Annotated in this window: 19 protein-coding genes, 1 pseudogene and 1 riboswitch; of the genes and pseudogenes, 9 read left to right on the forward strand and 11 right to left on the reverse strand. The window is 58.3% G+C overall.

The genetic code is table 11. From position 1 onward, the window contains the following. The first annotated feature begins 261 nt into the window (after window positions 1–261). The 4 genes from ACN0VD_RS07145 to ACN0VD_RS07160 are packed head-to-tail and all read left to right on the forward strand — an operon-like array spanning window position 262 to window position 5,630. Window positions 262–2,109, forward strand: a complete 1,848-nt coding sequence (locus tag ACN0VD_RS07145; protein WP_417593103.1) for a DUF885 domain-containing protein — start codon at window positions 262–264, stop codon at window positions 2,107–2,109. A gap of 15 nt (window positions 2,110–2,124) precedes the next feature. Continuing rightward, complete coding sequence (locus ACN0VD_RS07150) at window positions 2,125–3,501, forward strand: L-serine ammonia-lyase (RefSeq protein WP_417593105.1); 1,377 nt, start codon at window positions 2,125–2,127, stop codon at window positions 3,499–3,501. 21 nt (window positions 3,502–3,522) lie between these two features. Further along, complete coding sequence (locus ACN0VD_RS07155) at window positions 3,523–4,596, forward strand: MBL fold metallo-hydrolase (RefSeq protein WP_417593107.1); 1,074 nt, start codon at window positions 3,523–3,525, stop codon at window positions 4,594–4,596. A gap of 29 nt (window positions 4,597–4,625) precedes the next feature. Continuing rightward, the gene (locus ACN0VD_RS07160) at window positions 4,626–5,630 is read left to right on the forward strand and encodes an NADP-dependent oxidoreductase (RefSeq protein WP_417593109.1); all 1,005 of its coding nucleotides are present in this window, start codon (window positions 4,626–4,628) and stop codon (window positions 5,628–5,630) included. On the opposite strand, the gene ACN0VD_RS07165 is transcribed toward ACN0VD_RS07160, so the two are convergent. Next, window positions 5,627–6,841 carry an MFS transporter gene (locus tag ACN0VD_RS07165; protein ID WP_417593111.1) on the reverse strand — a complete coding sequence of 405 codons (1,215 nt, stop codon included), beginning with the start codon at window positions 6,839–6,841 and terminating at the stop codon, window positions 5,627–5,629. The genes ACN0VD_RS07160 and ACN0VD_RS07165 overlap by 4 nt on opposite strands. A 52-nt stretch (window positions 6,842–6,893) precedes the next feature. Beyond that, window positions 6,894–7,592, reverse strand: a pseudogene (locus ACN0VD_RS07170) (DJ-1/PfpI family protein). Window positions 7,593–7,609: 17 nt separating this feature from the next. Continuing rightward, a riboswitch (ZMP/ZTP riboswitch) is annotated at window positions 7,610–7,694 on the reverse strand. Window positions 7,695–7,780: 86 nt separating this feature from the next. Here ACN0VD_RS07170 and ACN0VD_RS07175 point away from each other — a divergent pair. Continuing rightward, the gene (locus ACN0VD_RS07175) at window positions 7,781–8,500 is read left to right on the forward strand and encodes an energy transducer TonB (protein ID WP_417593113.1); all 720 of its coding nucleotides are present in this window, start codon (window positions 7,781–7,783) and stop codon (window positions 8,498–8,500) included. A gap of 147 nt (window positions 8,501–8,647) precedes the next feature. Here ACN0VD_RS07175 and ACN0VD_RS07180 read toward each other — a convergent pair whose 3' ends face one another. After that, complete coding sequence (locus tag ACN0VD_RS07180) at window positions 8,648–9,064, reverse strand: MAPEG family protein (protein WP_417593115.1); 417 nt, start codon at window positions 9,062–9,064, stop codon at window positions 8,648–8,650. Window positions 9,065–9,243: 179 nt separating this feature from the next. On the opposite strand from ACN0VD_RS07180, the gene ACN0VD_RS07185 reads away from it, so the two are divergent. Together ACN0VD_RS07185 and polA are read left to right on the forward strand one after the other, a co-directional pair. Further along, on the forward strand, window positions 9,244–10,092 hold the full coding sequence (locus tag ACN0VD_RS07185) for a GGDEF domain-containing protein (RefSeq protein WP_417593117.1): 849 nt from the start codon (window positions 9,244–9,246) through the stop codon (window positions 10,090–10,092). A 50-nt stretch (window positions 10,093–10,142) separates the two neighbouring features. After that, window positions 10,143–12,947, forward strand: a complete 2,805-nt coding sequence (polA, locus tag ACN0VD_RS07190; protein WP_417593119.1) for a DNA polymerase I — start codon at window positions 10,143–10,145, stop codon at window positions 12,945–12,947. Between the two features lie 30 nt (window positions 12,948–12,977). Here polA and ACN0VD_RS07195 read toward each other — a convergent pair whose 3' ends face one another. The 8 genes from ACN0VD_RS07195 to ACN0VD_RS07230 are packed head-to-tail and all read right to left on the reverse strand — an operon-like array spanning window position 12,978 to window position 20,710. Further along, window positions 12,978–13,127: a DUF2474 domain-containing protein gene (locus ACN0VD_RS07195; protein ID WP_417593121.1), complete on the reverse strand. Its 150-nt coding sequence runs from the start codon at window positions 13,125–13,127 to the stop codon at window positions 12,978–12,980. Beyond that, entirely contained in the window at window positions 13,127–14,131 is a 1,005-nt protein-coding gene (cydB, locus tag ACN0VD_RS07200; RefSeq protein ID WP_417593123.1) for a cytochrome d ubiquinol oxidase subunit II, read from the reverse strand. Before cydB ends, ACN0VD_RS07195 begins: the two co-directional genes overlap by 1 nt. Continuing rightward, window positions 14,128–15,549, reverse strand: a complete 1,422-nt coding sequence (locus ACN0VD_RS07205; protein ID WP_417593125.1) for a cytochrome ubiquinol oxidase subunit I — start codon at window positions 15,547–15,549, stop codon at window positions 14,128–14,130. Before ACN0VD_RS07205 ends, cydB begins: the two co-directional genes overlap by 4 nt. Further along, complete coding sequence (locus tag ACN0VD_RS07210; RefSeq protein WP_417593127.1) at window positions 15,546–17,315, reverse strand: SulP family inorganic anion transporter; 1,770 nt, start codon at window positions 17,313–17,315, stop codon at window positions 15,546–15,548. The genes ACN0VD_RS07205 and ACN0VD_RS07210 overlap by 4 nt, the downstream gene beginning before the upstream one ends. A gap of 9 nt (window positions 17,316–17,324) precedes the next feature. After that, window positions 17,325–18,920 carry a TIGR01244 family sulfur transferase gene (locus ACN0VD_RS07215; RefSeq protein ID WP_417593129.1) on the reverse strand — a complete coding sequence of 532 codons (1,596 nt, stop codon included), beginning with the start codon at window positions 18,918–18,920 and terminating at the stop codon, window positions 17,325–17,327. Between the two features lie 28 nt (window positions 18,921–18,948). After that, complete coding sequence (locus ACN0VD_RS07220; RefSeq protein ID WP_417593131.1) at window positions 18,949–19,356, reverse strand: DUF6691 family protein; 408 nt, start codon at window positions 19,354–19,356, stop codon at window positions 18,949–18,951. Then, window positions 19,353–19,793, reverse strand: coding sequence for a YeeE/YedE family protein (locus ACN0VD_RS07225; RefSeq protein ID WP_417593133.1), 441 nt, complete (start codon window positions 19,791–19,793; stop codon window positions 19,353–19,355). The genes ACN0VD_RS07220 and ACN0VD_RS07225 overlap by 4 nt, the downstream gene beginning before the upstream one ends. Beyond that, window positions 19,793–20,710 (reverse strand): MBL fold metallo-hydrolase, encoded by a 918-nt coding sequence (locus tag ACN0VD_RS07230; RefSeq protein ID WP_417593135.1) that lies wholly within the window; start codon window positions 20,708–20,710, stop codon window positions 19,793–19,795. The genes ACN0VD_RS07225 and ACN0VD_RS07230 overlap by 1 nt, the downstream gene beginning before the upstream one ends. Before the next feature lie 100 nt (window positions 20,711–20,810). Here ACN0VD_RS07230 and ACN0VD_RS07235 point away from each other — a divergent pair, with 100 nt between their 5' ends. Beyond that, complete coding sequence (locus ACN0VD_RS07235) at window positions 20,811–21,443, forward strand: peroxiredoxin (RefSeq protein WP_417593137.1); 633 nt, start codon at window positions 20,811–20,813, stop codon at window positions 21,441–21,443. Then, window positions 21,440–21,850 (forward strand): ArsR/SmtB family transcription factor, encoded by a 411-nt coding sequence (locus ACN0VD_RS07240; RefSeq protein WP_417593139.1) that lies wholly within the window; start codon window positions 21,440–21,442, stop codon window positions 21,848–21,850. The genes ACN0VD_RS07235 and ACN0VD_RS07240 overlap by 4 nt, the downstream gene beginning before the upstream one ends. Window positions 21,851–21,853: the final 3 nt, after the last annotated feature.

Below are 21,853 nucleotides of genomic sequence, written 5' to 3' on the forward strand. Positions count from 1 at the left end.
TCACCACCGAAGCGGCTGTGGCAGAAACGCCATCAGACGACAAAGCCGGTGGCGGCATGCCCGACATGGGCGGCATGGGCGGCGGCATGGGCGGAATGGGCTTCTAAACCCGACCGTTCAGTCTACGCTGAAATCTACAAGAGGGGGCTGGAAGGAAACTTCCGGCCCCTTTTTTACATTCCCTATCAGATTGATTTTCAAATCCCGTCATCTGTGCAATGACAGTATCAATCGATAATTACAGCGACGGGATGAACGACTATGCAAATCCGACCTCTTTTTCTTCACGCGTCTCTGGCGGCTTGTCTGGTTGCGCTGCCGGTCGCGCCGGTCCTTGCCACTGGCGAGCTGGCTGCGGTTGCAGCAGCGACCGAAACCGACCGGATCAATATCTGGTTTGATGAAAAATATGAGGAAGAGCTGAAATTCAGTCCGATCGAACAGACAATGATTGGACGCAAGACCGACTATGGTCTGATCGACGATTTCAGCGATGCCGGGGCGGACAGGAAACTGGCCTGGCTGCGTGCGACGGTGGCCGAGATGCAGCGCGAGTTTGATTATGAAAAACTCACGCAAGACGCCAAAATTTCTTATGATATCTGGCTCTATAATCTGGAACAGGCCGAAGCCGGTGTGCCGTTCCGGACCAACCGCTATGTGTTGCATCAGCATAATGGCCGACAATCCTTTTTTCCGACCTTTCTGATCAACACCCACAAGGTCGAGACCGAGTCAGATATGCTCGCCTATATACAGCGCCTTTCCGGTGTCGCCACGGCGTTGGACCAGCTTCTGGCACGGGCAAAGATCAATGCGGCGGCGGGGACCCGTCCGCCCCGTTTCGCTTATGAAGGGGTGATTGACCAGTCGCGCAAGATCATCAGCGGCGCGCCCTTTGATGGCGGACATCCGTCGGCGATCTGGATCGCAACCGAAGAGAAATTGCAGGGACTGGTCGATAAAAAGATTGTCGACGAAGCGCGGGCGGAGGTTTTACGCGGTCAGGCACGCACTGCTCTCACTGACATATTTGCGCCTGCCTATCAGAGGATTATCGCCTGGTATGAAGCAGACATGCTGAACACGGATGCTGTGGCCCATGGTGCTGGCGCGCTGCCCAATGGCAAGGCTTTTTATGACTACCGACTCGCCAACCAGACAACCACCAAGCTGACCGCGGATGAAATTCACACCCTCGGTCTCAGCGAAGTCGCACGTTTGCGCAGCGCTATGGAAGCGATCAAGGACAAGGTCGGATTTGACGGTGACCTCAAGGCTTTTTTCAAATTTATCCGCGAAGACGACCGCTTCTATTTTTCCGATGATGATGCCGGAGCGGATGATTATATCGCTGCTGCCAAGGGGCATATCGAGGCGCTGAAGAAAAAGCTGCCAGACTATTTCGGTATTCTTCCCAAAGCGGATCTCGAGGTTCGCCGGGTCGAGGCGTTCCGTGAACGCGATGGCGCAGCCCAGCATTATCGCAGCGGCACCCCTGATGGTTCGCGGCCCGGCATATATTATGCTCATCTTTCCGACATGCGGGCGATGCCGACTCCAACGCTCGAAGTCATTGCCTATCATGAGGGTCTGCCGGGCCATCATATGCAGATTTCGATCGCTCAGGAACTGACCGGAATTCCGGTCTTCCGGACCCAGATTGGCTATACGGCCTATAGCGAAGGCTGGGGTCTCTATGCGGAGACGCTGGCCAAGGAAATGGGTGGTTATGAGGATCCCTATTCCGAGTTCGGGCGGGTCACCAGCGAGATCTGGCGGGCGATCCGGCTGGTGGTCGATACCGGTTTGCATGCGAAGGGCTGGAGCGAGGAGCAGGCGGTCGCCTATTTCCTGGAAAACAGCTCGATTCCGGAAGCGGCGGTGCGTTCCGAAGTGCGCCGCTATCTGGTCAATCCGGGGCAGGCGACAAGCTACAAGGTCGGCATGATCAAAATTCTCGAATTGCGCGAACGGGCAAAGAAACGGCTGGGCGACCGGTTCGATATCCGTACCTTCCACGATGTGATTCTTGGCGGCGGCGCGTTGCCGCTCGAGATACTGGAACAGCGGGTGAACCAGTGGCTCGACGAAACGGCCGGTTCGTAGCAACCGGGACGCGATATGGTCGCCAGCACTTTTGAACTGTTCAAGATTGGCGTCGGTCCGTCGAGTTCGCACACGATGGGGCCGATGCTCGCAGCGGCGCAATTTATCGAGCGCGTCGCCGAAAGCGGCAGACTGGGCGATGTCAACCGGCTCGAGACATTGCTGTTCGGCTCACTGGCGCTGACCGGCAAGGGCCATGCGACTGACCGGGCGATATTGCTCGGTCTCAGTGGCCAGCGCCCCGAGAGGATTGAGCCCGATGCAGCGGATCTGCTGATTGCGCAAATCCGGGAATCGAACCGGATTCGCCTGAACGACGCCCATGAGATTGCTTTTGATGAAGCCGGTGACGTGATCTTTGACCAGAAGAAGCGGCTCGACTTTCACAGCAACGCGATGCGGTTCAATGCATTTAACGGCGAGGATCTGGTTGCAACCCGTGTCTATTATTCGGTCGGCGGCGGCGCGATTCTGGACGAGGACCAGATCGGCAGCAACAATCCGGAAAGCGGTCTGTGGGATGTGCCCTATCCTTTCTGTTCTGGTGCAGATCTTCTCAGGATTGCCGAGGACGAAGGGTTGTCCATTGCGGAGATCATGCGCGCCAACGAACGCACCGGGCGGGATGATGAGGCCATCGGCGCCGGTATAGGCGCGATTGCCGATGCCATGTCGGCCTGTATCGATCGCGGAATATTACAGGGCGGCATTTTGCCGGGCGGCCTGCGGGTCAAACGGCGGGCACCGCTGATCCACGCGCGGTTGATGGAGCGGCAGGAACGCGCCTTGTCGGATCCGCTCACCATTCTCGACTGGGTCAACCTCTGGGCACTGGCGGTGAACGAGGAAAATGCTGCCGGCGGCAAAGTGGTAACCGCGCCGACCAATGGGGCCGCCGGAATCATCCCGTCGGTGCTGCGCTTCTATGAGCGTTTTGCGCCGAAGGCCGATGCCGCTGGCGTCGAGACCTTCCTGTTGACGGCAGCCGCAATAGGATCGCTGTTCAAGGAGAACGCTTCGATTTCCGGCGCGGAGGTCGGCTGTCAGGGCGAAGTCGGTGTTGCCTGTTCGATGGCCGCAGCCGGTCTGACGGCAGCATGGGGCGGAACTCCGCTGCAGGTAGAAAATGCGGCCGAGATCGGCATGGAGCATAATCTCGGCCTGACCTGTGATCCGGTCGGCGGCCTGGTCCAGGTGCCGTGTATCGAACGCAACGCGGTTGGCGCGGTCAAGGCGATCGAGGCGGCCCGCCTCTCGATCCTCGGCGACGGAACGCACCGGGTCAGTCTCGACGAAGTGATTGAAACCATGCGCAAGACCGGGCTTGATATGTCCGAGCGTTACAAGGAAACCTCGCAAGGTGGACTTGCCGTCAATTTGGTGGAATGCTGAGCAAAACGGGAGAGGATATTCATGAAGAAGCTCGGCATGGTTTTGCTGGTTCTGGGGCTGATCGCGATCGCGGTCGGGCTGATATTTCGGGAGCAGATCGGCAAGAGGCTTTTCGCCGCTGCCGTTGAAACAGCGGTGGCGCGCGACGTCATTGGCGATATGCCCGATGGCATCAATGTCGCGCTTTGCGGTTCCGGTTCGCCGTTGCCTGATCCGACGCGGGCCGGTCCCTGTTCGGCGGTGATCATCGACGGCAAGATGTTCATTGTCGATATCGGCGGCGGCGCGGTGCGCAATCTGGGCCTGATGGGGCTTAATCCGGGGGCGACCGAAGCCCTGCTGCTCACGCATTTCCACAGCGATCATATTGACGGCATGGGGGAATTGATGCTGCAGCGCTGGGCTGGTGGTGGCCGGGATGCTCCGTTGCCGGTGATCGCGCCCGAGGGCGTGGAGGTGATCGTTGACGGGCTGAACGCCGCTTATGCCGCTGATGTGCAATATCGCATCGCCCACCATGGCGCAAAGACGATGCCGGTGACCGGTGCGGGCGGCACGGCCCAACCATTTTCTCTTCCCGACGGACAGGACCAGACGGTGGTCTACGATCAGGATGGCATCAAGATCACTGCATTTTCCGTAGCCCACAAACCAATCAAGCCCGCGGTAGGCTACCGTTTCGACTATAAAGGGCGCTCGGTCGTGTTCAGCGGTGACACGGTCAAGTTGCCGATTGTCGCGAAAATATGCAACGGCTGCGATCTGCTGGTCCATGAAGTGTTGAATGCCGAGATGGTGGGCACTCTGGAAACGGCGTTCGAGAAAACCGGGCGCCAGCGGCTGACCAAGATCATGGCCGATATTCCGGACTATCACACGACACCGGTTGAGGCAGCACAAACCGCAAGTGCGGCGAAGGCAGAGATGCTGATCCTGTCGCATGTGGTACCGGCACTGCCGGTCGACTATCTGGACGCCTATTTCATGGCAGGCGTAAATGTCGCTTATGATGGTCCGGTCGTGCTGGGCAAGGATGGGATGCTGTTCAGCCTTCCCGCCAATAAGGATAGTATCGAACAGGACGATTTGCTTTAATTTGGAGGCGATCCAAGGAGAAAGCACCCGTGACCACAAATCGTTTTTGGCAATTGAACAGTCGCCCGGAGGGTAGTGACGTTTCAGGTTCGCTCTCGCTCGAAAGCGAAGCTATGCCCGCGCCCGCCGAGGGAGAGGTGCTGATCAAGGCCGCCTATCTGTCGATGGACGCGGGTACCCGCATGTGGATGACCGAGCGCGAGGACAGTTATCAGCCGCCGCTTGAATTGGGTACCAAGATGGTCGGGCTGGTGATCGGTCATGTTGTTGCCTCGCACGACGATAATTTTGCAGAAGGCGATCTGGTGCGCGGCTTTGGTCAATGGGCAGAATATAGCGTTGTCGATCCGCTACTGTCCGGTCTCGTCAAGATTGATTCCGGTGTCAGCGATATCAAGCAGCATTTCGGTGTGCTCGGCTTTAACGGCTGGACCGCGCTTTGGGGCATACAGGAAACGGCGGCCGTGAAGGCTGGTGACAATGTGCTGGTTTCTGCCGCTGCCGGTTCCACCGGCGTTCTGGCTTGCCAGATTGCGAAGATATTGGGCGCCAATGTCTACGGTCTTGCCGGAGGACCGGACAAATGCCGCTGGCTGGAAGAGGAACTCGGGATTGTCAGGGCGATTGACTACAAGAATGAGGATGTCGCGGCCGAACTGGCGAAGGTCGAAGGCGGCATCAACGCCTATTTTGACAATGTCGGCGGACCGATACTGGATGCCGTCCTGCCCAATATGGCGCTTTATGGCCGGATTGCGCTTTGTGGTCTGCTGGCCCAATATGAAGGCGACGGGCGCGGTCGGGGACCGGACAATTTCGACCAGATATTGATGAAGCGATTGCGTATCGAGGGATTCTTTTCACCCGATTTCATGGATCAGGGCGAACGGCTGACGGTGCAGTTGAAAACATGGCTCGATCAGGGGTTGATCGATACGCCCTTCGATGTCACCGAGGGAATCGAGAATGTTCTCGCCGCTTATGCAAAATTGTTCACAGGCGGGAATATCGGCAAGGTACTGGTCAAAATCTAGTCTCTGGCTTGCCGGAAGCGCAAGCCCCACAGCGATAATCCCATGATGGTTAGCGCATAGCCAATCGACATGATCGAAATGCCCGTCCAGCCGGCATATTCATAGGTTGCGGCGCCAAGCCAGCTCGACAGACCGCCGCCGATAAACATGATGACGATATAGATTGTCATTAGGCGGGTTCGGATTTCCGGCGCGCGGCTGAACAATATCGTGCGGCTGCAGATATCGACCGATGCGCCGCCGACGCTGTTGAAAATGATCGCGACCACCAACAGCAATAGATCATTGCCGGCGAAGGGCAGGATGCTGACCCCCGCCAATTGTGCAAGGCAGAAATAGATACGGGCTCGTTCGGCTCCGATATGATCCGCCAGGCGACCGGCAAAGGGGGACCCGAGTACATTGACGATGGCGATGATCGCAAGATAGCCGACCGTATCGACGCCGTAGCCATTGCGCGGCAGATGCAGACCGATCGCCAGCCAGATTGCCAGAAACAGCCCGAAGGAAAGTGCCTGGATCAGCCCGCCCAGCGGCACCTCCGGCAGGGACTTCATGATCGGCCAGAGTGAGCGCAGCAGTTCGCTATAACGCGGCGGCTCGACGCCGGACGGTTTCTCGTCCTGCCTGCGCTCCATAATCGAGGGGAGCAGAATGACCAGCAATCCCATGCAGGCTGCCCCGACCCAATAAGCTGACCGCCAGCCAAAATAATGGCCGAGCAGACCGCCGCCGACCCGGCTGCCCAAAATGCCCAGAGTTACCCCCGCAGTCATAATTCCGGTCACATGTCCGATCCGGTCGGGACTTACCCGCATGGTCACATATGCGGGCAGCAAATAGGGTGCGATCGTGACAAAGCCGAGCAAGGAAGAGGCAGCGACAAACAACAGAAAACTACCGGACAGTGCCATCGCCAGCATTGCCAGAAACTGTCCGGCGACAAATATTGTCACCAGCTTGCGGTTGTTGATCCGGTCGCCCAGCGGCAACAGTAACAATATGCCCAGTGCCAAAGCTATCTGGTTGAGCGCCGGGGCCAGTCCGACCGTCGCGCCGCTAACCCCGAATTCTTCAGCAACCGGCGTGATCAGCGGATGGATATAATAGCCATTGGCGACCACCGCCGCAGAAGATAACGCGAAGAGAAACAGCTTGAGCTCGCTAATGTGAGCGGGCGCGTTGCTGTCAATGGGTTCGGAGTTGGACATCTCCGAGTGCGCTTACGCGATAATGGTATAGGCGGAAAACAAAATCCCCGCACTATTGCCTATCAATAGTATCGGTCAGATCAGCTGCCTGCTTTCCATAGATTCGGTCCCGCAGCATTTTGACCTGTTCAGGATCGGCTAGGTCGGGATGACCGTTGTTGAATGGCGGATGCGGATCATATTCCAGACCCAGCTGGATCGCTTCGGCAAATTCCTGGCCGGCAATCGCCGCGATAACGGTCAGCGCAAAATCGATACCCGATGTCACGCCGCCAGCGGTAATGATATTTCCATCCTTCACCACTCGGGCCTTTTCGTAAATCGCGCCGAACTTTTCCAGCAAAGCTGTATAGGCCCAATGGCTGGTCGCCCGTTTGCCGTTCAGCAATCCCGCCGCTCCGAGAGCCAGCGATCCGGTACAAACCGAAGTGACTTATTGTGGTCCGATGGCCTGTTTGCGGATAAAATCGAGTGTTCCAGCATCGGCAATCACGCCCTTTGTACCAAACCCGCCGGGAACACAGAGCAGGTCGGCTTGCGGGCTATCGGTGAAATCATTGTTGGGCAAAATGGCAAAGCCACTGTCGGTTTCGATCGGTTGGATGCTTTTGGCCGCCGTATGGACAATAGCTCCCGGCATCCGGGAGAGAAATTGCGCAGGACCGGTGAAATCCAGCTGAGTGATGCCGTCGAACAGCAGAAAGACGATATGGAAGGGTTCCGGGTGGAGAGGTTTTTGGCTATCGGTCATGGGGCTACTCCGGATTAGAGAGATGCCCAGGCGATCGGCTGTAAAAATACGTCCGCTCCCCGATGGTATCCCATCTTGTTCTCGCCAGTCACGAACAGATGCCATTCTAATCCTGTTTACGTGCGAGATCAATCAGGACCTGTGTCCTCGCCAGCGAATATTCATCGGCTCCGTGCTAGGGTTTATCCATGAAACTTGGTTTAGAAGAAGGCGGATCGGATCGCGCGAAATCGCTTTTTGCGGTGATCATCATTCATGCCGCCATCGGCTATGCGCTGGTGAGTGGTCTGGGGACGGATATGGCGAAGACCGTTTCCGCCGGTTTCAAAGTCATCAATATAACTGCTCCGCAGCCACCAGAACCGGTTCCGGACGAGCAGCCGGCCAAAGCGGACGAACAGGCGGCTTCGCCCGAAAACCTGAAGGCTCGGGCGACCCGGATTGTCGCGCCGGAGCCGCTGGTCGAACTGGATATAATCTCTCCGGTGGTTGCCGCGCCGATTGCAGGATTGGGAAACGACAATGACGCCGGTGCTTCCGACCGGCCGGGCTCCGGCTTCGGCAGCGGCGGGCAGGGCGACGGTTTCGGGGGTGGAGGCATAGCCTCCGGTCCCCGCCACTTGACCGGCAGGATAGTCCGCAAGGATATCCCGCGCTCGGTCTGGAAATCGGGCAATCGCGGTAATGTCGTGGCGCATTTCACGGTCGGGGTGGATGGACGCGCGAGCGATTGTACCGTCCGGCAGTCGAGCGGCCATCCCGCACTCGATGCGACCACCTGCAAGCTGATCGAACAGCGCTTCCGCTTCGAACCGGCGCGGGACGCGCGTGGGCGACCGGTGGCGCGCCCATATGGCTGGCTGCAGGAATGGTGGCAGGATGGCCGCGGTCCGCAGCGGGTGAACTGACCCGGTCCCGCAGTCCCGTAGAGTCGCATTTTCCGACCAATATGCCCTGCCCCGGCGCAGATCAGGGGTGGTGGTGATGTTCTCTGAGAATTTGGGGAGGGGTGTGGAAATGAGGGTATTTTCCGCCGATATGCTGAATGAAGAAATCTAGAATATGCCCACGAGCAAATAGCCGCCCAGCGCGATAAAACTGCTGAAAGTACTGAATGCACCGATCGCACGAAAGGCGGCGAATATCCTGCCCTTTTCTGCTCCGTGTGAACCGGCAACGGTCGACAGGGCAATTGCGTGGAAAATACGTCCGATGACAAAGATAATGGCAATAATCGCGACGACATCATTGGGCACCACGGTCATTTCTGCGAGCGCGAGTATCACAATGAACAAGGCTGCATTTTCCGCAAGATTGCCATGGCGGCGAATTTTCCGCTCGAGCGCCGGATCGTCGCCCGTGCCGAGACCGATCCGGTCACGGATGCGGTGCACGGCGACCAAAACCATCAATATGGCCTGCAATAACACCAATATGGCTCCGGCAGCAGCGGCGATAATCGGTATGGTCATTGGGAAAATTCCTTGGCGATAATTTGTGTCTCAGGGGCCCGCGGCTATGGATCGGACTATCTCCGGGGATATACCCGTTTTGACACCCATTTTGGGATATATTTAACGGCATAGCTAAACGATGCGTTAACCATGCGCCTCCACTCGCGTTCAACCTATTCTGGTTAGGAACAGGTTTCATGAACGCAACTGTGCAAAATTTGTCGCCAATCCGCCAGACCGCCATCATCTCGGCGATTGCAGTGCTGTTGTCATTCACGTTCACCGGATCGCTATATCTACTATTCTTCGGCTTGGACGACCGGTTCTGGCAAGCTATGACGATGGCGATAATCATCCCCTGGGGGATCACGATTCCCCTTGGCCTTTATACGTCCAAGCAGCGTTTCAAGCTCATCGGACTGACCAACCGGCTCAAGAAGACACAAATCCGATTGCGCAGAGCGAACAAGGCGCTTGAACTGCGCGCCAATTTTGACGGGATGACCGGCCTGCTCAATCGTGACAGTTTCCTCGACCAGTTCAATAAATCGCGAATGGAAAAAAATTCCAGTGTGTTGATGTTGGTAGATGTCGATCATTTCAAGGATATCAACGATAATTTCGGCCATGCGGTCGGTGATCTCGCGCTCAAAATGCTCGGCAGGATATTCCGCAAGGTCTTGCGGAAAAATGATCTCATCGGTCGGATCGGCGGTGAGGAATTTGGTATATTTCTGCCCGATACCAGCGTCCCGGAAGGTCAGATAATCGGCGAGATGCTACGATATGAGGTCGAGAATATGATTTTCGAGCCCTGCCGCAATATGCGCCATGTCATTACCGTCAGTATTGGCGTGACCGAAATCTGCGCGCACCAGAATTGTTCGGCAATCATGGAGAATGCCGATGCCGCTCTGTTTGCTGCCAAGCGAAGCGGGCGCAACCGGGTAGTAACGTTTGAACCGGGCATGCGTGCCAGTCCATCTCCGGGGCTTGAAATGTCGCGCGATATAAACCGGGTGATGTTGACGTCAAATTTCCACTGATGCTGGATTTGAAATGACGAAGGCCGCTGGCGCTGCTAGTGCTGGTCACTATGACGAACGCTCCAGATCACAAACCCAATCACCTCTATCTCGTTGATGGCTCGGCCTATATTTTTCGCGCCTATCACCGCCTGCCGCCGCTGACCAATGTGCGTGGCGAACCGGTCGGGGCGGTCTATGGCTATACGACGATGTTGTGGAAGCTGGCCGACGAGCTCAACAAGGCCGATGGCCCGACCCATATGGCGGTGGTGCTGGACAAGGCGGGCACCAGTTTCCGCAACGATCTTTACGATCAATATAAGGCCAATCGTCCGGAAGCGCCGGAGGATCTGAAGCCGCAATTCCCGATGATCCGCGATGCCACGCGCGCTTTCTCGTTGCCCTTGATCGAGGAAGAAAATGTCGAGGCCGATGACATGATCGCCTCTTATACCAAGGCCGCCCTGGCCGAGGGCTGGAAGGTTACGATTGTTTCGTCCGACAAGGATTTGATGCAGCTGATCGAGCCCGATGACGAGAGCCGGGTCGACATGCTCGATACGATGAAAAATGCCCGAATGAACCGCGCCACGGTCGAGGAGAAATTCGGCGTCGGTCCGGAGAAGCTGGGCGATGTGCTGGGGCTGATGGGTGACAGTTCGGACAACATCCCGGGCGTTCCCGGCATCGGACCAAAAACGGCGTCGAAACTGATCAACGAATATGGCGATATCGAAAGCGTGCTTGCTGCCGCGCCGGAGATGAAAAAATCCAAGATGCGCGATAATCTGATCGAATTTGCCGACCAGGCGCGGCTGTCGCGGGAACTGGTGACCTTGCGCGATGATTGCCCGCTGCCCGATACGCTCGAGAGCTTCCTGATCCAGGATATTCCCGATGCGCCGCTGCGCGAATTTCTGGCCGACCACGGGTTCAACAGCCTGCTCCGCAAACTGGGTGGCGACGGCCATGCCGAACCGCAGAATCCTGATGTCGCGGATGCAGCCGGCACCCCGGAAGCGGCGAAAATGCCCGATGCACCGGCGATTGACCGCAGCAAATATGCATGCGTGCAGGACATGGCGGCGCTCGACCAGTGGATCGCGCGCGCGACCGAACAGGGCGTTTGCGCGGTGGATCTGGAAACCGACAGTCTGGAAAGCGTCACCGCGCGCATCGTCGGCGTCTGTCTCGCCACGGGCCCCAACGAGGCCTGCTATGTCCCGCTCGGCCATGGCAGCGGCGACATGTTCGGCGAGACGCCGCAGCAGATCGGGCTGGAGGATGCGCTGGCGCGGCTCAAGCCGCTGCTCGAGGATGATGCGGTGCTGAAAGTCGGTCAGAATCTGAAATATGACATGGGCGTGCTGGCGCAGCATGACATCAAAATTGCACCGTTTGACGACACATTGGTGATGAGCTTCAATCTTGATGCCGGCCTGCACGGCCACGGCATGGACGAGCTCAGCAAGCTGCATCTCGGCCATGAATGTATCAGCTTCAAGTCGCTCACCGGCACCGGCAAGAAGGCGATCGGTTTCGCCGAAGTGCCGCTCGACAAGGCGACGGAATATGGTGCGGAAGATGCCGATGTCACGCTCCGCCTGTGGGAAATATTGCGCTTGCGGATGGTCCCGGAGCGGGCGACGCGTGTCTACCAGATGGTCGACCGTCCGCTGGTGCCGGTGATCGCCGGAATGGAGGCCAGCGGCGTGCTGGTCGACCGCGAGGAACTGGCGCGGCTTTCCAAAACTTTCGCCGAGGAAATGGAAAAGCTGGAAGCACAAATTCACGAACTGGCGGGCGAATCCTTTTCCATTGGCAGTCCCAAGCAACTGGGCGAGATCCTGTTCGGCAAGCTCGGCCTGAAGGGTGGCAAGAAGGGCAAGTCGGGTCAATATTCAACCGATGTCACGGTGCTCGAACGGCTGGCCGGGGATGGCGAACCGATTGCGCAAAAGATCGTCGACTGGCGGCAGCTGGCGAAGCTCAAATCCACCTATACCGACGCGCTGCAGGAACAGATCAATCCGGAAACCGGACGGGTGCATACCTCCTATAGTTTGAGCGGCGCGCAGACCGGGCGGCTGTCCTCGACCGAACCGAACCTGCAGAATATCCCGATCCGTACCGAAATCGGGCGGCAGATCAGGCAGGCTTTCGTGGCCGCGCCCGGCAATGTCATTCTCGCCGCCGACTATAGCCAGATCGAACTGCGGCTGGCGGCGCATATCGCCGATGTGGAGACGCTGAAGGAAGCCTTTGCCAATGGCGAGGATATCCATAACCGCACGGCGCGCGAGCTGTTTGGCGCCGAAGACCGGGACGCCCGCGCCCGTGCCAAGACGATCAATTTCGCCATACTCTACGGCATTTCGCGTTGGGGGCTGGCCAAGCGGCTCGAGGTTGATCCGGATGAAGCGCAAGCGATGATCGATACCTATTTCGAGCGTTTTCCCGGTATCAACCAATATATCTCGAAGACGCTGCAATCGGTCCGCGAGACTGGCTATACCGAGACATTATTTGGCCGCAAGACATGGTTCGAGCGGATCAAATCGCCCAATCAGGCCGAACGGCAGGGCAGCGAACGCGCCGCGATCAACGCGCCGATCCAGGGCACCAGCGCCGACATTATCAAACGGGCGATGGCGCGTATGGTCCCCGCACTGGCCAAGGAAGGACTGGGTAATGTTCAAATGCTAATGCAGGTCCACGATGAACTGGTTTTTGAATTGCCCGAAACCGATGTTGCTGCGGCCAGCGATGTGATCCGTTCGGTGATGTCGGGCGCGGCGGAACCGGCGGTGCAATTATCGGTACCGCTCGACGTTGATATTGGAACCGGCAGAAACTGGGATGAAGCGCATTGATTCGTTAGCCCAAACCGTCCCGCGTCCTTTTCAGGTCTTGATCCAGAATCGGATAAAATAGCCGACCGTGCCGACGACCGCTACGCCCATTGCCCAATAAGCCAGCATCCAGAGCAGGCGCTTGGGCAAGGGCGCGCCGTCGGCGCTTTTGCCGTCACTCGAGAGCGGATCAAAAGCCATTAGTGATATCCGTCCGATCCGACCTTGCCGCGGAATACCCAATAGGCCCAGGCGGTGTAGGCAAGGATGACCGGCACCATGATGCCCGCGCCGATCAGCATGAACAGCTGGCTTTCGTAGGGAGCCGCCGCTTCCCAGATGGTGATCCGGCCGGGAATGACATCCGGCCACATCGACACGCCAAGGCCAACCAGGCTGAGGCCGAACAGACCCAGCGCATAGAAGAAGGGCGCGGCTTCCTGCTTTTTTGACAGGCTGCGGAAATAGAGCACTGAAATGACCAGCGTCGCCAGCGGGATCTGCGCTGTGGCGATAACGCCGGGATAGGCGAGCCAGCGGGTATAATATTCTTCCTCGAGAAAGGGCGTGGCGGCGCTGACCGCGATGATCGCGAGCAACAGCAATATGCCGAGCCGGCCGGCATAGCTGTAGCACTGGCGCTGCAGCGGGCCTTCGGTTTTCCAGATCAGCCAGCAGCAGCCGAGCAGCGCATAGCCGGCCAGCAGGGCAAAGCCGGTCAATATGCTGAACGGGGTCAGCCATTCCCACCAGCCGCCGGCATAGGCGCGGCCTTCGACCGTGATGCCCTGCAAGAGGGCGCCGAGGGTGACGCCCTGCGCAAAGGTCGCGATCACCGATCCGGCGGTAAAGGCGAAGTCCCAGCGCGCCCGGTGCGACGGATCGCGCCAGCGGAACTCGAAGGCCACGCCGCGCAGCACCAGACCCAGCAGCATGGCGATCAACGGTGCATAAAGGGCCGGCAGGATGATCGCATATGCAAGCGGGAAAGCGGCCAGCAATCCGCCGCCTCCAAGAACCAGCCAGGTTTCATTGCCATCCCAGACCGGCGCGATGCTGTTCATCGCCGTGTCGCGGTCCGTTCCGACCTTGAAATTAGGAAACAAGATGCCGATGCCGAGATCAAAGCCATCCATGATCACATAGACGACCACGGCAAAGGCAATGATTGCCGCCCATATGACGGTCAGGTCGAACCCGTTCATGACGCTGCTCCTTCCTCATGATCCCCTTCGAGCACCGCCGCAGCCGGGGTGATGCCGGCCGAGCGGATCGGCGCGTCATCGGGCGCCGGTTCGTGGGCCTCGGGCGTTTTCGCCGCCAGCTTGAAGATATAGACAATGCCCGCACCGAAGACGATGAAATAGACGACGACAAAGGCGAGCAGCGACATCGCGACGGCCGGGGCGTCCAGTGGCGCGGCGCTCTCGCTGGTGCGCAGCAGGCCATAAATGGTGAAGGGCTGGCGACCGACTTCCGTTGTTACCCAGCCGGCGAGCACGGCGATGAAGCCCGACGGCCCCATCACCAGCGCGGCGCGGTGCAGCCAGGTCCAGTCGTAAAGCTTCTTGCGCGCGCGAGCGAGCAGGCTCCAGAGACCGATGCCGAGCATCGCAAAGCCGAGACCGACCATGATCCGGAACGCCCAGAAGACGATGCCGACGGGTGGCTGGTCGGCTTCGGGAATCGTGTCCAGCCCGGCCAGCGGCGCATTGAGGTCATGTTTCAGGATCAGCGACGAGGCCTTGGGTATCTCGATGGCATAGTCGACCCGCTTTTCCTCGCTGTTGGGAATGCCGAACAGGATCAGCGGCGCGCCATCGGGATGGCTGTCATAATGGCCTTCCATCGCCATTACCTTTGCCGGCTGATGCTCCAGCGTGTTGAGGCCGTGCAGGTCGCCCATGAATATCTGGGTCGGAGCGACCAGCGCCGCCATCCACATTGCCATGGAAAACATCTTGCGCGCGCCGGGATTGGTCTTGTCTTTCAGCAGATGCCAGGCCCCGACCGCGCCGACCGCAAAGGCGGTGGTCAGATAGGCGGCCAGCACTGTGTGCACCAGGCGGTAGGGGAAGCTGGGATTCCAGACGATATCCCACCAGCCCGCCGCGGGCACGAACTGGCCGACGTCATTGATCGCATAGCCGACCGGCGTCTGCATCCAGCTGTTCACCGACAGGATCCAGAAAGCGGAGATGAATGTGCCGATGGCAACGGCCAGCGTCGCGACGAAATGCAGCTTGCGACCGACCTTGTTGATCCCGAACAGCATGACTCCGAGAAAACCGGCTTCGAGGAAAAAGGCGGTCAGCACTTCATAGGCCATGAGGGGGCCGATGATCGGGCCGGCCTTGTCGGAGAAGACCGACCAGTTGGTGCCGAACTGGTAGGACATGACGATCCCCGAGACCACGCCCATGGCAAAGACCACGGCGAATATCTTCAGCCAGTAGCGGTAGAGATTGGCGTAGACGCCCTTGTCTGTTTTGAGCCAAAGTCCTTCCAGTACTGCGAGATAGCTGGCGATACCGATGGTGAAGGCAGGAAATAGAAAGTGGAAGCTGACGGTAAAGGCAAATTGCGTCCGTGCCAAATTGATGGCGAGATCATTTTCTATCATATCATGCCTCTTGCGTTCCAAATATCGACTGTATCGTCGGCTTTGTCTTCCTTGTCTGCAATTGCAATTAAAGCAGAATAAGCTTCATTTTGCGAAAGAAAGACTTTGCCCGACAATTGTTCCAGAAAATGCGATCGTTTCAGACGGTCCATCACCGGACCTTTGACTTCGGACAGATGGAGCGAAACGCTGCCATCCTTGAGCCGGTGGTTGATCGCCTCGATACTTTCCAGCGCCGAGGCATCGATTTCATTGACCGCCGAGCACATCAGGATGACATGGCGCACGCTTTTCTGCTCGGCGACCTGTTCGAGGATGAATTCTTCAAGCCAGCGCGCATTGAGATAGGTCAGGCTTTCATCAATACGGATGGTCAATATGCGGGGGTCGGTAAAAACCTTGTGGCGATTGACGTTACGAAAATGCTCGGTCTCGGGCACGCGTCCGACAATCGCGGCGTGAGGACGCGAACTGCGCCACAGGAAAAGGGCAAGGCTGAGACCGACACCGGCGATCACGCCCGGTTCGACTCCGGCGAGCAAGGTGACAATGATGGTCGCTGCCATAGCGGCAAAGTCCATTTTCGAATAGCGCCAGATCGTCCGCGGCGTCTTGAAGTCGACCAGGCTCAGCACGGCAACGATGATGGTCGCGGCCAGCGTGGCGATGGGAAGGGAGGCGAGCAATGGTGTGAGAAACAGCGCTGCCAGGGCAATACCGACCGCGGTGAAAGCGCCAGCGGCCGGGGTCTCTGCACCGGCATCGAAATTGACCACCGAACGGGCAAAGCCGCCGGTGACCGGATAGCCGCCCGAGAAAGCCGCCGAAATATTGGCCGCACCCAGACCGATCAGTTCCTGATCCGGATCGATCCGCTGGCGGCGCTTGGCGGCCAGCGTCTGGCCGACGGATACGGATTCGACAAAGCCGATGATGCTCAGCAGCAGCGCCGGTATCGCCAGCGTTTTCCACAGGTCCAGATCGACCAGCGGAACCGAGAAGGGCGGCAGGCTCTGGGGGATATCGCCGACCACGCTGACCCCCTTGGCCTCCAGATCGAACATTATCGTGGCGATGGTCGAAACGGCAACGGCGGCAATTGGCCCGGCCTTGGCCAGCAGCTCCGCCGGGCGCGCGGGAATACCGATCCGCATCAGCAGCGGCTTCAGCCCCTTGCGCACCCAGAAGAGAAAGGCGGTGGCCGAGACGCCGATGATCAGCGTCGGAATATTGGTGGTGCCGATGGTCGCGGCGATAGTGGTAACCAGTTCGGGCATGGCCGCGCCGCTCGCCTTGATCCCGAAAATCGATTTCAGCTGGCTGGTCGCGATGATGATACCGCTGGCGGTGATAAATCCCGAGACAACCGGATGGGAGAGAAGATTGGCGAGAAAGCCGAGCTTGAATATGCCGAGAAGCAGGAGGAATAATCCTGAGAGCAAAGCCAATACCAAGGCTGCGGCAATAAAGTCGGCGCTGCCGGGTGGTGCAATGGCGCTGGCGGCGGTCAGGGTCATCAGCGACACCACCGCGACCGGGCCGACCGCCAGGGTCCGGCTGGTTCCGAATATCGCATAGGCGATCAGCGGCAGGATCGAGGCATAGAGTCCGATCTCCGGCGGCAAACCCGCCAGCATGGCATAAGCCAGACTTTGCGGGATCAGCATGATCGTGACGATGATGGCTGCGACGCCATCATTGGTCAGCGTCGTGCTGTTATAGTGACTGCCCCAATCGAGGATCGGCAAATAGCGGGAAATTTTCATCGGGCCGGCTTATTCCGCACCGATGCGGTGCGGCTTGACCATCCATTCCCGTCCCTTGAGCATACCGTGCCAGTAGACCGGCGGCAGAATAGTGTCCTTGAGCAGCCACGACAGCCGCGAGGGCCGTGTGCCGTCGATCAGCCAGTTGGGAAAGCTCGGCAGCAATTTGCCGCCATAGCCGAATTCGGCTAGCACGACCTTGCCGCGTTCGACGGTCAGCGGGCAACTGCCATAGCCGTCATAATCGGCCACCGGCGGCCTGCCCTCGAGGGCGGCGAGCGCGTTGACGGCAACTATCGGGGCCTGTTTGCGGACGGCGGCCATGGTCTTGGCATTGGGCGCGCTGCAGGCGTCGCCGAGCGAGAATATATTGGCATATTTCGTGTGCCGCAGGGTGGCCGGATCGACATCGACAAAACCGCTTTCGGCAGCCAGCGGGCTGAACCGGACAAAATCCGGAGCCATTTGCGGCGGGACGACATGGATCATATCGAACTTTATCTCGACCCTTTTGGTTTCATCACCATGTTTCTGTTCGAACGTGGCAATCTGCGCGGGGCCGTCGACCGCCACCAGTTTGGACTCGAGATTGAGATGGACGTCATAGCGCTCAACATATTCCATCAGCGCAGGCACATATTCCTTCACGCCAAACAATACCGCGCCTGTGTTGTGAAACTGCACGTCGATATTGCCCAGAACGCCCTGCTTTTCCCATTTGCTGCAGGACAAGTACATCGCCTTTTGCGGCGCGCCGGCGCATTTGATCGGCATTGGCGGCTGGGTGAACAAGGCTGTTCCGCCGGTCATATGTTTGACCAGATCAAACGTATAGGGCGCGAGATCGAAGCGGTAATTGGACGTGACACCATTTTTGCCCAGCGTCTCCGGCAGGCCTTCAATGGCTTCCCAGTCCAGCTTGATACCCGGGCAGACGATCAACACGTCATAGCCGATTTCCTGTCCGTCGGAGGTGCCAACGGAGTTATTCTCGGGGTCGAAAGAACGGACCGCGGATTTGATCCATTGTGCGCGGGCAGGAATCAGATCCTTTTCCTTGCGGTGGGTGAATTCGGCGGAAAATGCGCCGCCGCCAACCATGGTCCAGCCGGGCTGGTAATAATGGTCACCGGAAGGCTCGATAATTGCGAGCGAGATTTTCTTGTTGCGTTTCAGCATGCTGGCGGCCGTCGCGATACCGGCGGAGCCGCCGCCGACGATCACGACATTGAATTTTTTCGCGGCCGACGATGTGTTGGCCGTTTTGGCCTGCGCCATCTCCGTCAGTTTTGTCGACCGGGCACCGGAACGGCAATAGGCGAGAACCGGGGCCGGAAGGTCATGCAGCGCGGAAGCCATTTTCTCGCCGTCCTGATCGGTGATCGCGCCTGACACGGCCGGGACATATGCGAACTGCAGGCCAGCCTTTTTCGCGGCCTCCGCCACGGCGGCAGAATCGGGATGGTCGCCTTCTTCCTCGTCGGGCCGGTTGCAGATGATCGATTTGAAACCGGCTTTCGCCAGTGCCTTGACATGGCCAAGCTCGAGCTGCGGCGATACGCTTATGGCGTCGTTCAACTTCGTGATTTCTGGCTTGCTCGTCATTGGACCTCCTTCTTGGTCGTGTTTCTCGCTAACTGGTAACCCGATGGATGATCATGCCTGCCAGCAACGCGCCGACGAAGGCCAGGGCGGGCAGGGGGTTGATCGCCAGATCGGCCAGACCTGGTCCCGGACAAAGGCCGCTGATTCCCCAGCCGGTGCCGAACAGCACTGCGCCAATGGTCAACTTGCGGTCGATCAGCGTGGTGCCGGGCAACGAAAAATGCGCGTCGGCAAAGGGCTTGTCGAGCCGCCGCTGGATGATCCAGGCGAAAGCCATCGGGATCATCGCGCCGCCCATGACAAAGGCAAGGGTCGGGTCCCAGCGACCGAAGAGATCGAGAAAGCCCTGAACCCGCGCCGGATCGGCCATGCCCGAGAAGGCCAGACCAGCGCCGAACAGGGCGCCGGCGAAAAGGGCTACCAAAATCTGTTTCATAACAAGCCTCCTGCGCGCATCAGCGCGACCGTGACAAAGCCGCTGGCCATGAAGATGGCCGTGGCGATCAAGGAGCGGGGCGACAGGCGCGACATGCCGCAGACGCCGTGGCCGCTGGTGCAGCCCGAGCCAAGCCGCGTCCCGTATCCCACCAGCAATCCACCGATGACCAGCGGAAGGACCGAGGGCGGAAAGCGGGTCTCGATCCCGCCGATGATCGCCGAGATGATCAGCGCGCCCAGCGGCAGGCCGATAACAAAGGCGATGGCTATGCCGCGCGGCGCTCCGCTGTCAGCAATGCCGGTGGCGCGCGCGGCGAGGCCGCTGACTCCGGCGATGCGGCCGAGACCCAGCAGCATCACGGCGGCGGCAACACCGATCATCAGGCCGCCGATCAGCCCTTCCAGCGGCATGGCATGGGGAAATGCAGCGAGCATCAGACGCCGTTCAACGGAACTTTGAGGTAACGCACGCCGTTGTCTTCCTCGGGCGGCAGATGGCCGGCCCGCATATTGACCTGAACGGAGGGCAGGATCAGCCGTGGCATATTCAGCGTCTTATCGCGCTCGGTCCGCATTTTGACAAATTCGTCCTCGGTCACGCCGTCATGGGCATGGATATTATTCTTCCGCTGTTCCTCAACCGTGGTTTCCCACACATATTCGTCGCGGCCTTCCGGCAGATAGTCATGGCACATGAACAGGCGAGTGGTGTCGGGCAGCGACAACAGACGCCGCATCGACCGATAAAGTAGGCGTGCATCACCGCCGGGGAAGTCGGCCCGGGCTGTTCCGTAGTCGGGCATGAACATCGTGTCGCCGACAAAGACCGCATCGCCGATGACATAGGCGATATCAGCAGGCGTATGGCCGGGAACATGCATGACCGTCACATCAAGATTGCCGATCTTGAACGTGTCACCATCGGCGAACAGATGATCAAAATCCGACCCGTCGCGCTGGAATTCGGTTCCGGCGTTAAACAATTTGCCGAATACATCCTGCACCGTCACGATATGTTCGCCAATCGCAATTTGGCCGCCAAGCTTTTCCTGTAAATAGGGCGCAGCCGAAAGGTGATCAGCGTGGGCGTGGGTTTCCAGCAGCCACTGGACCGTCAGCCCCTGTTCCTTGACATAGGCAATCACCTCGTCGGCGGATTCGAATGAGGTCCGGCCGGAAGCCGGGTCGAAATCGAACACGCTGTCGATGATCGCGGCGCATTTTGTTTCCTTGTCATGCACTACATAGGTCACCGTAAAGGTCGGTTGATCAAAAAAAGCCTTGATCACAGGAATTTCGCGTTGTGCGTGGGAAATTTGTTCTGTCGCATGAATCAGGGTCGAATCAGTCATAGAAAAATCCTTATATTCACATTTACATAAATCATGTAATATATTATAGGTGTTGCGTCAATATGCGCTTGCTGCCAATTCACAGGAGGAGTCGAAATTAATGACAGACGAACTGAAGATACAGTCCGGTTCATTGCGTATCGGTGATCGCGCGCCGGATTTCGAAGCGCGCACGACCCATGGTCCGATCAAATTGTCGGACTATCGTGGGCGATGGCTGATCTTCTTTTCCCATCCGGCCGATTTTACGCCGGTGTGCACCACCGAATTTGTTGCCTTGGCGCGCCATCAAGCTCAGTTTGAAGCAATGGACTGCGCCCTGCTGGGACTGTCTGTCGATAGCCTTTATTCCCATCTGGCTTGGGTGCGGGCGATCGAGGGCCGGTTTGGCATCACGATACCCTTTCCGATTGTTGAAGATCCCAGCATGGCCGTCGGCCGCGCCTTTGGCATGATCGATGAAAATGCCGCCGATTCCGCAGCAATGCGGTCCAGCTATTTTATTGATCCCGAGGGGGTTATCCGCGCCACGACCTGCTATCCGCACAATGTCGGTCGCTCCGTTGACGAGATGGTCCGCATGCTGGCGGCTCTGCAGCTCGCTGATGGGAATAACATTTTGATCCCAGAAGGGTGGCAACCCGGGGATGACGTGCTCGAGATCCCGCCGGTCTCGGCAAAGGACATCGACCGTGACGATGACTGGTTTTGTCATTCGGTGAAAACCCCGTGAAGGCGTTTTTCGAAAGTCGCGACCGGGCGGATGCCGCAACGGAAAAGCTGAAAATTTTCGCGCAGCCGCAAAGGTTGATGATTCTGTCCCACTTACTGAGGGGGGAAAGCAGCGTCAGCGAAATTGATGCAGCCACAAACATCGGCCAACCGGCCCTCAGTCAGCAGCTCGCCGCACTCAGACGGGCGGATGTTGTGACAACACGGCGCGAGGGAAAGCAGATCTGGTATGATCTCGCCAACGATACCGCGCGCCTGTGTATTCGAACGATGGAGGCTTTGCTGACGGAGGAGCCTGACCCGCAGCAGGTCATGAAGGCAGCAGCATTGGTAGAGGCTATGCCAGAAAAATCAGCCGAAAATCGAACGACCGGTACAGGAACGGCCGGGTTTGCAAAAATTTTATAGAAT

The organism is Parasphingorhabdus sp., from assembly GCF_048267785.1.
Lineage (GTDB): Bacteria > Pseudomonadota > Alphaproteobacteria > Sphingomonadales > Sphingomonadaceae > Parasphingorhabdus.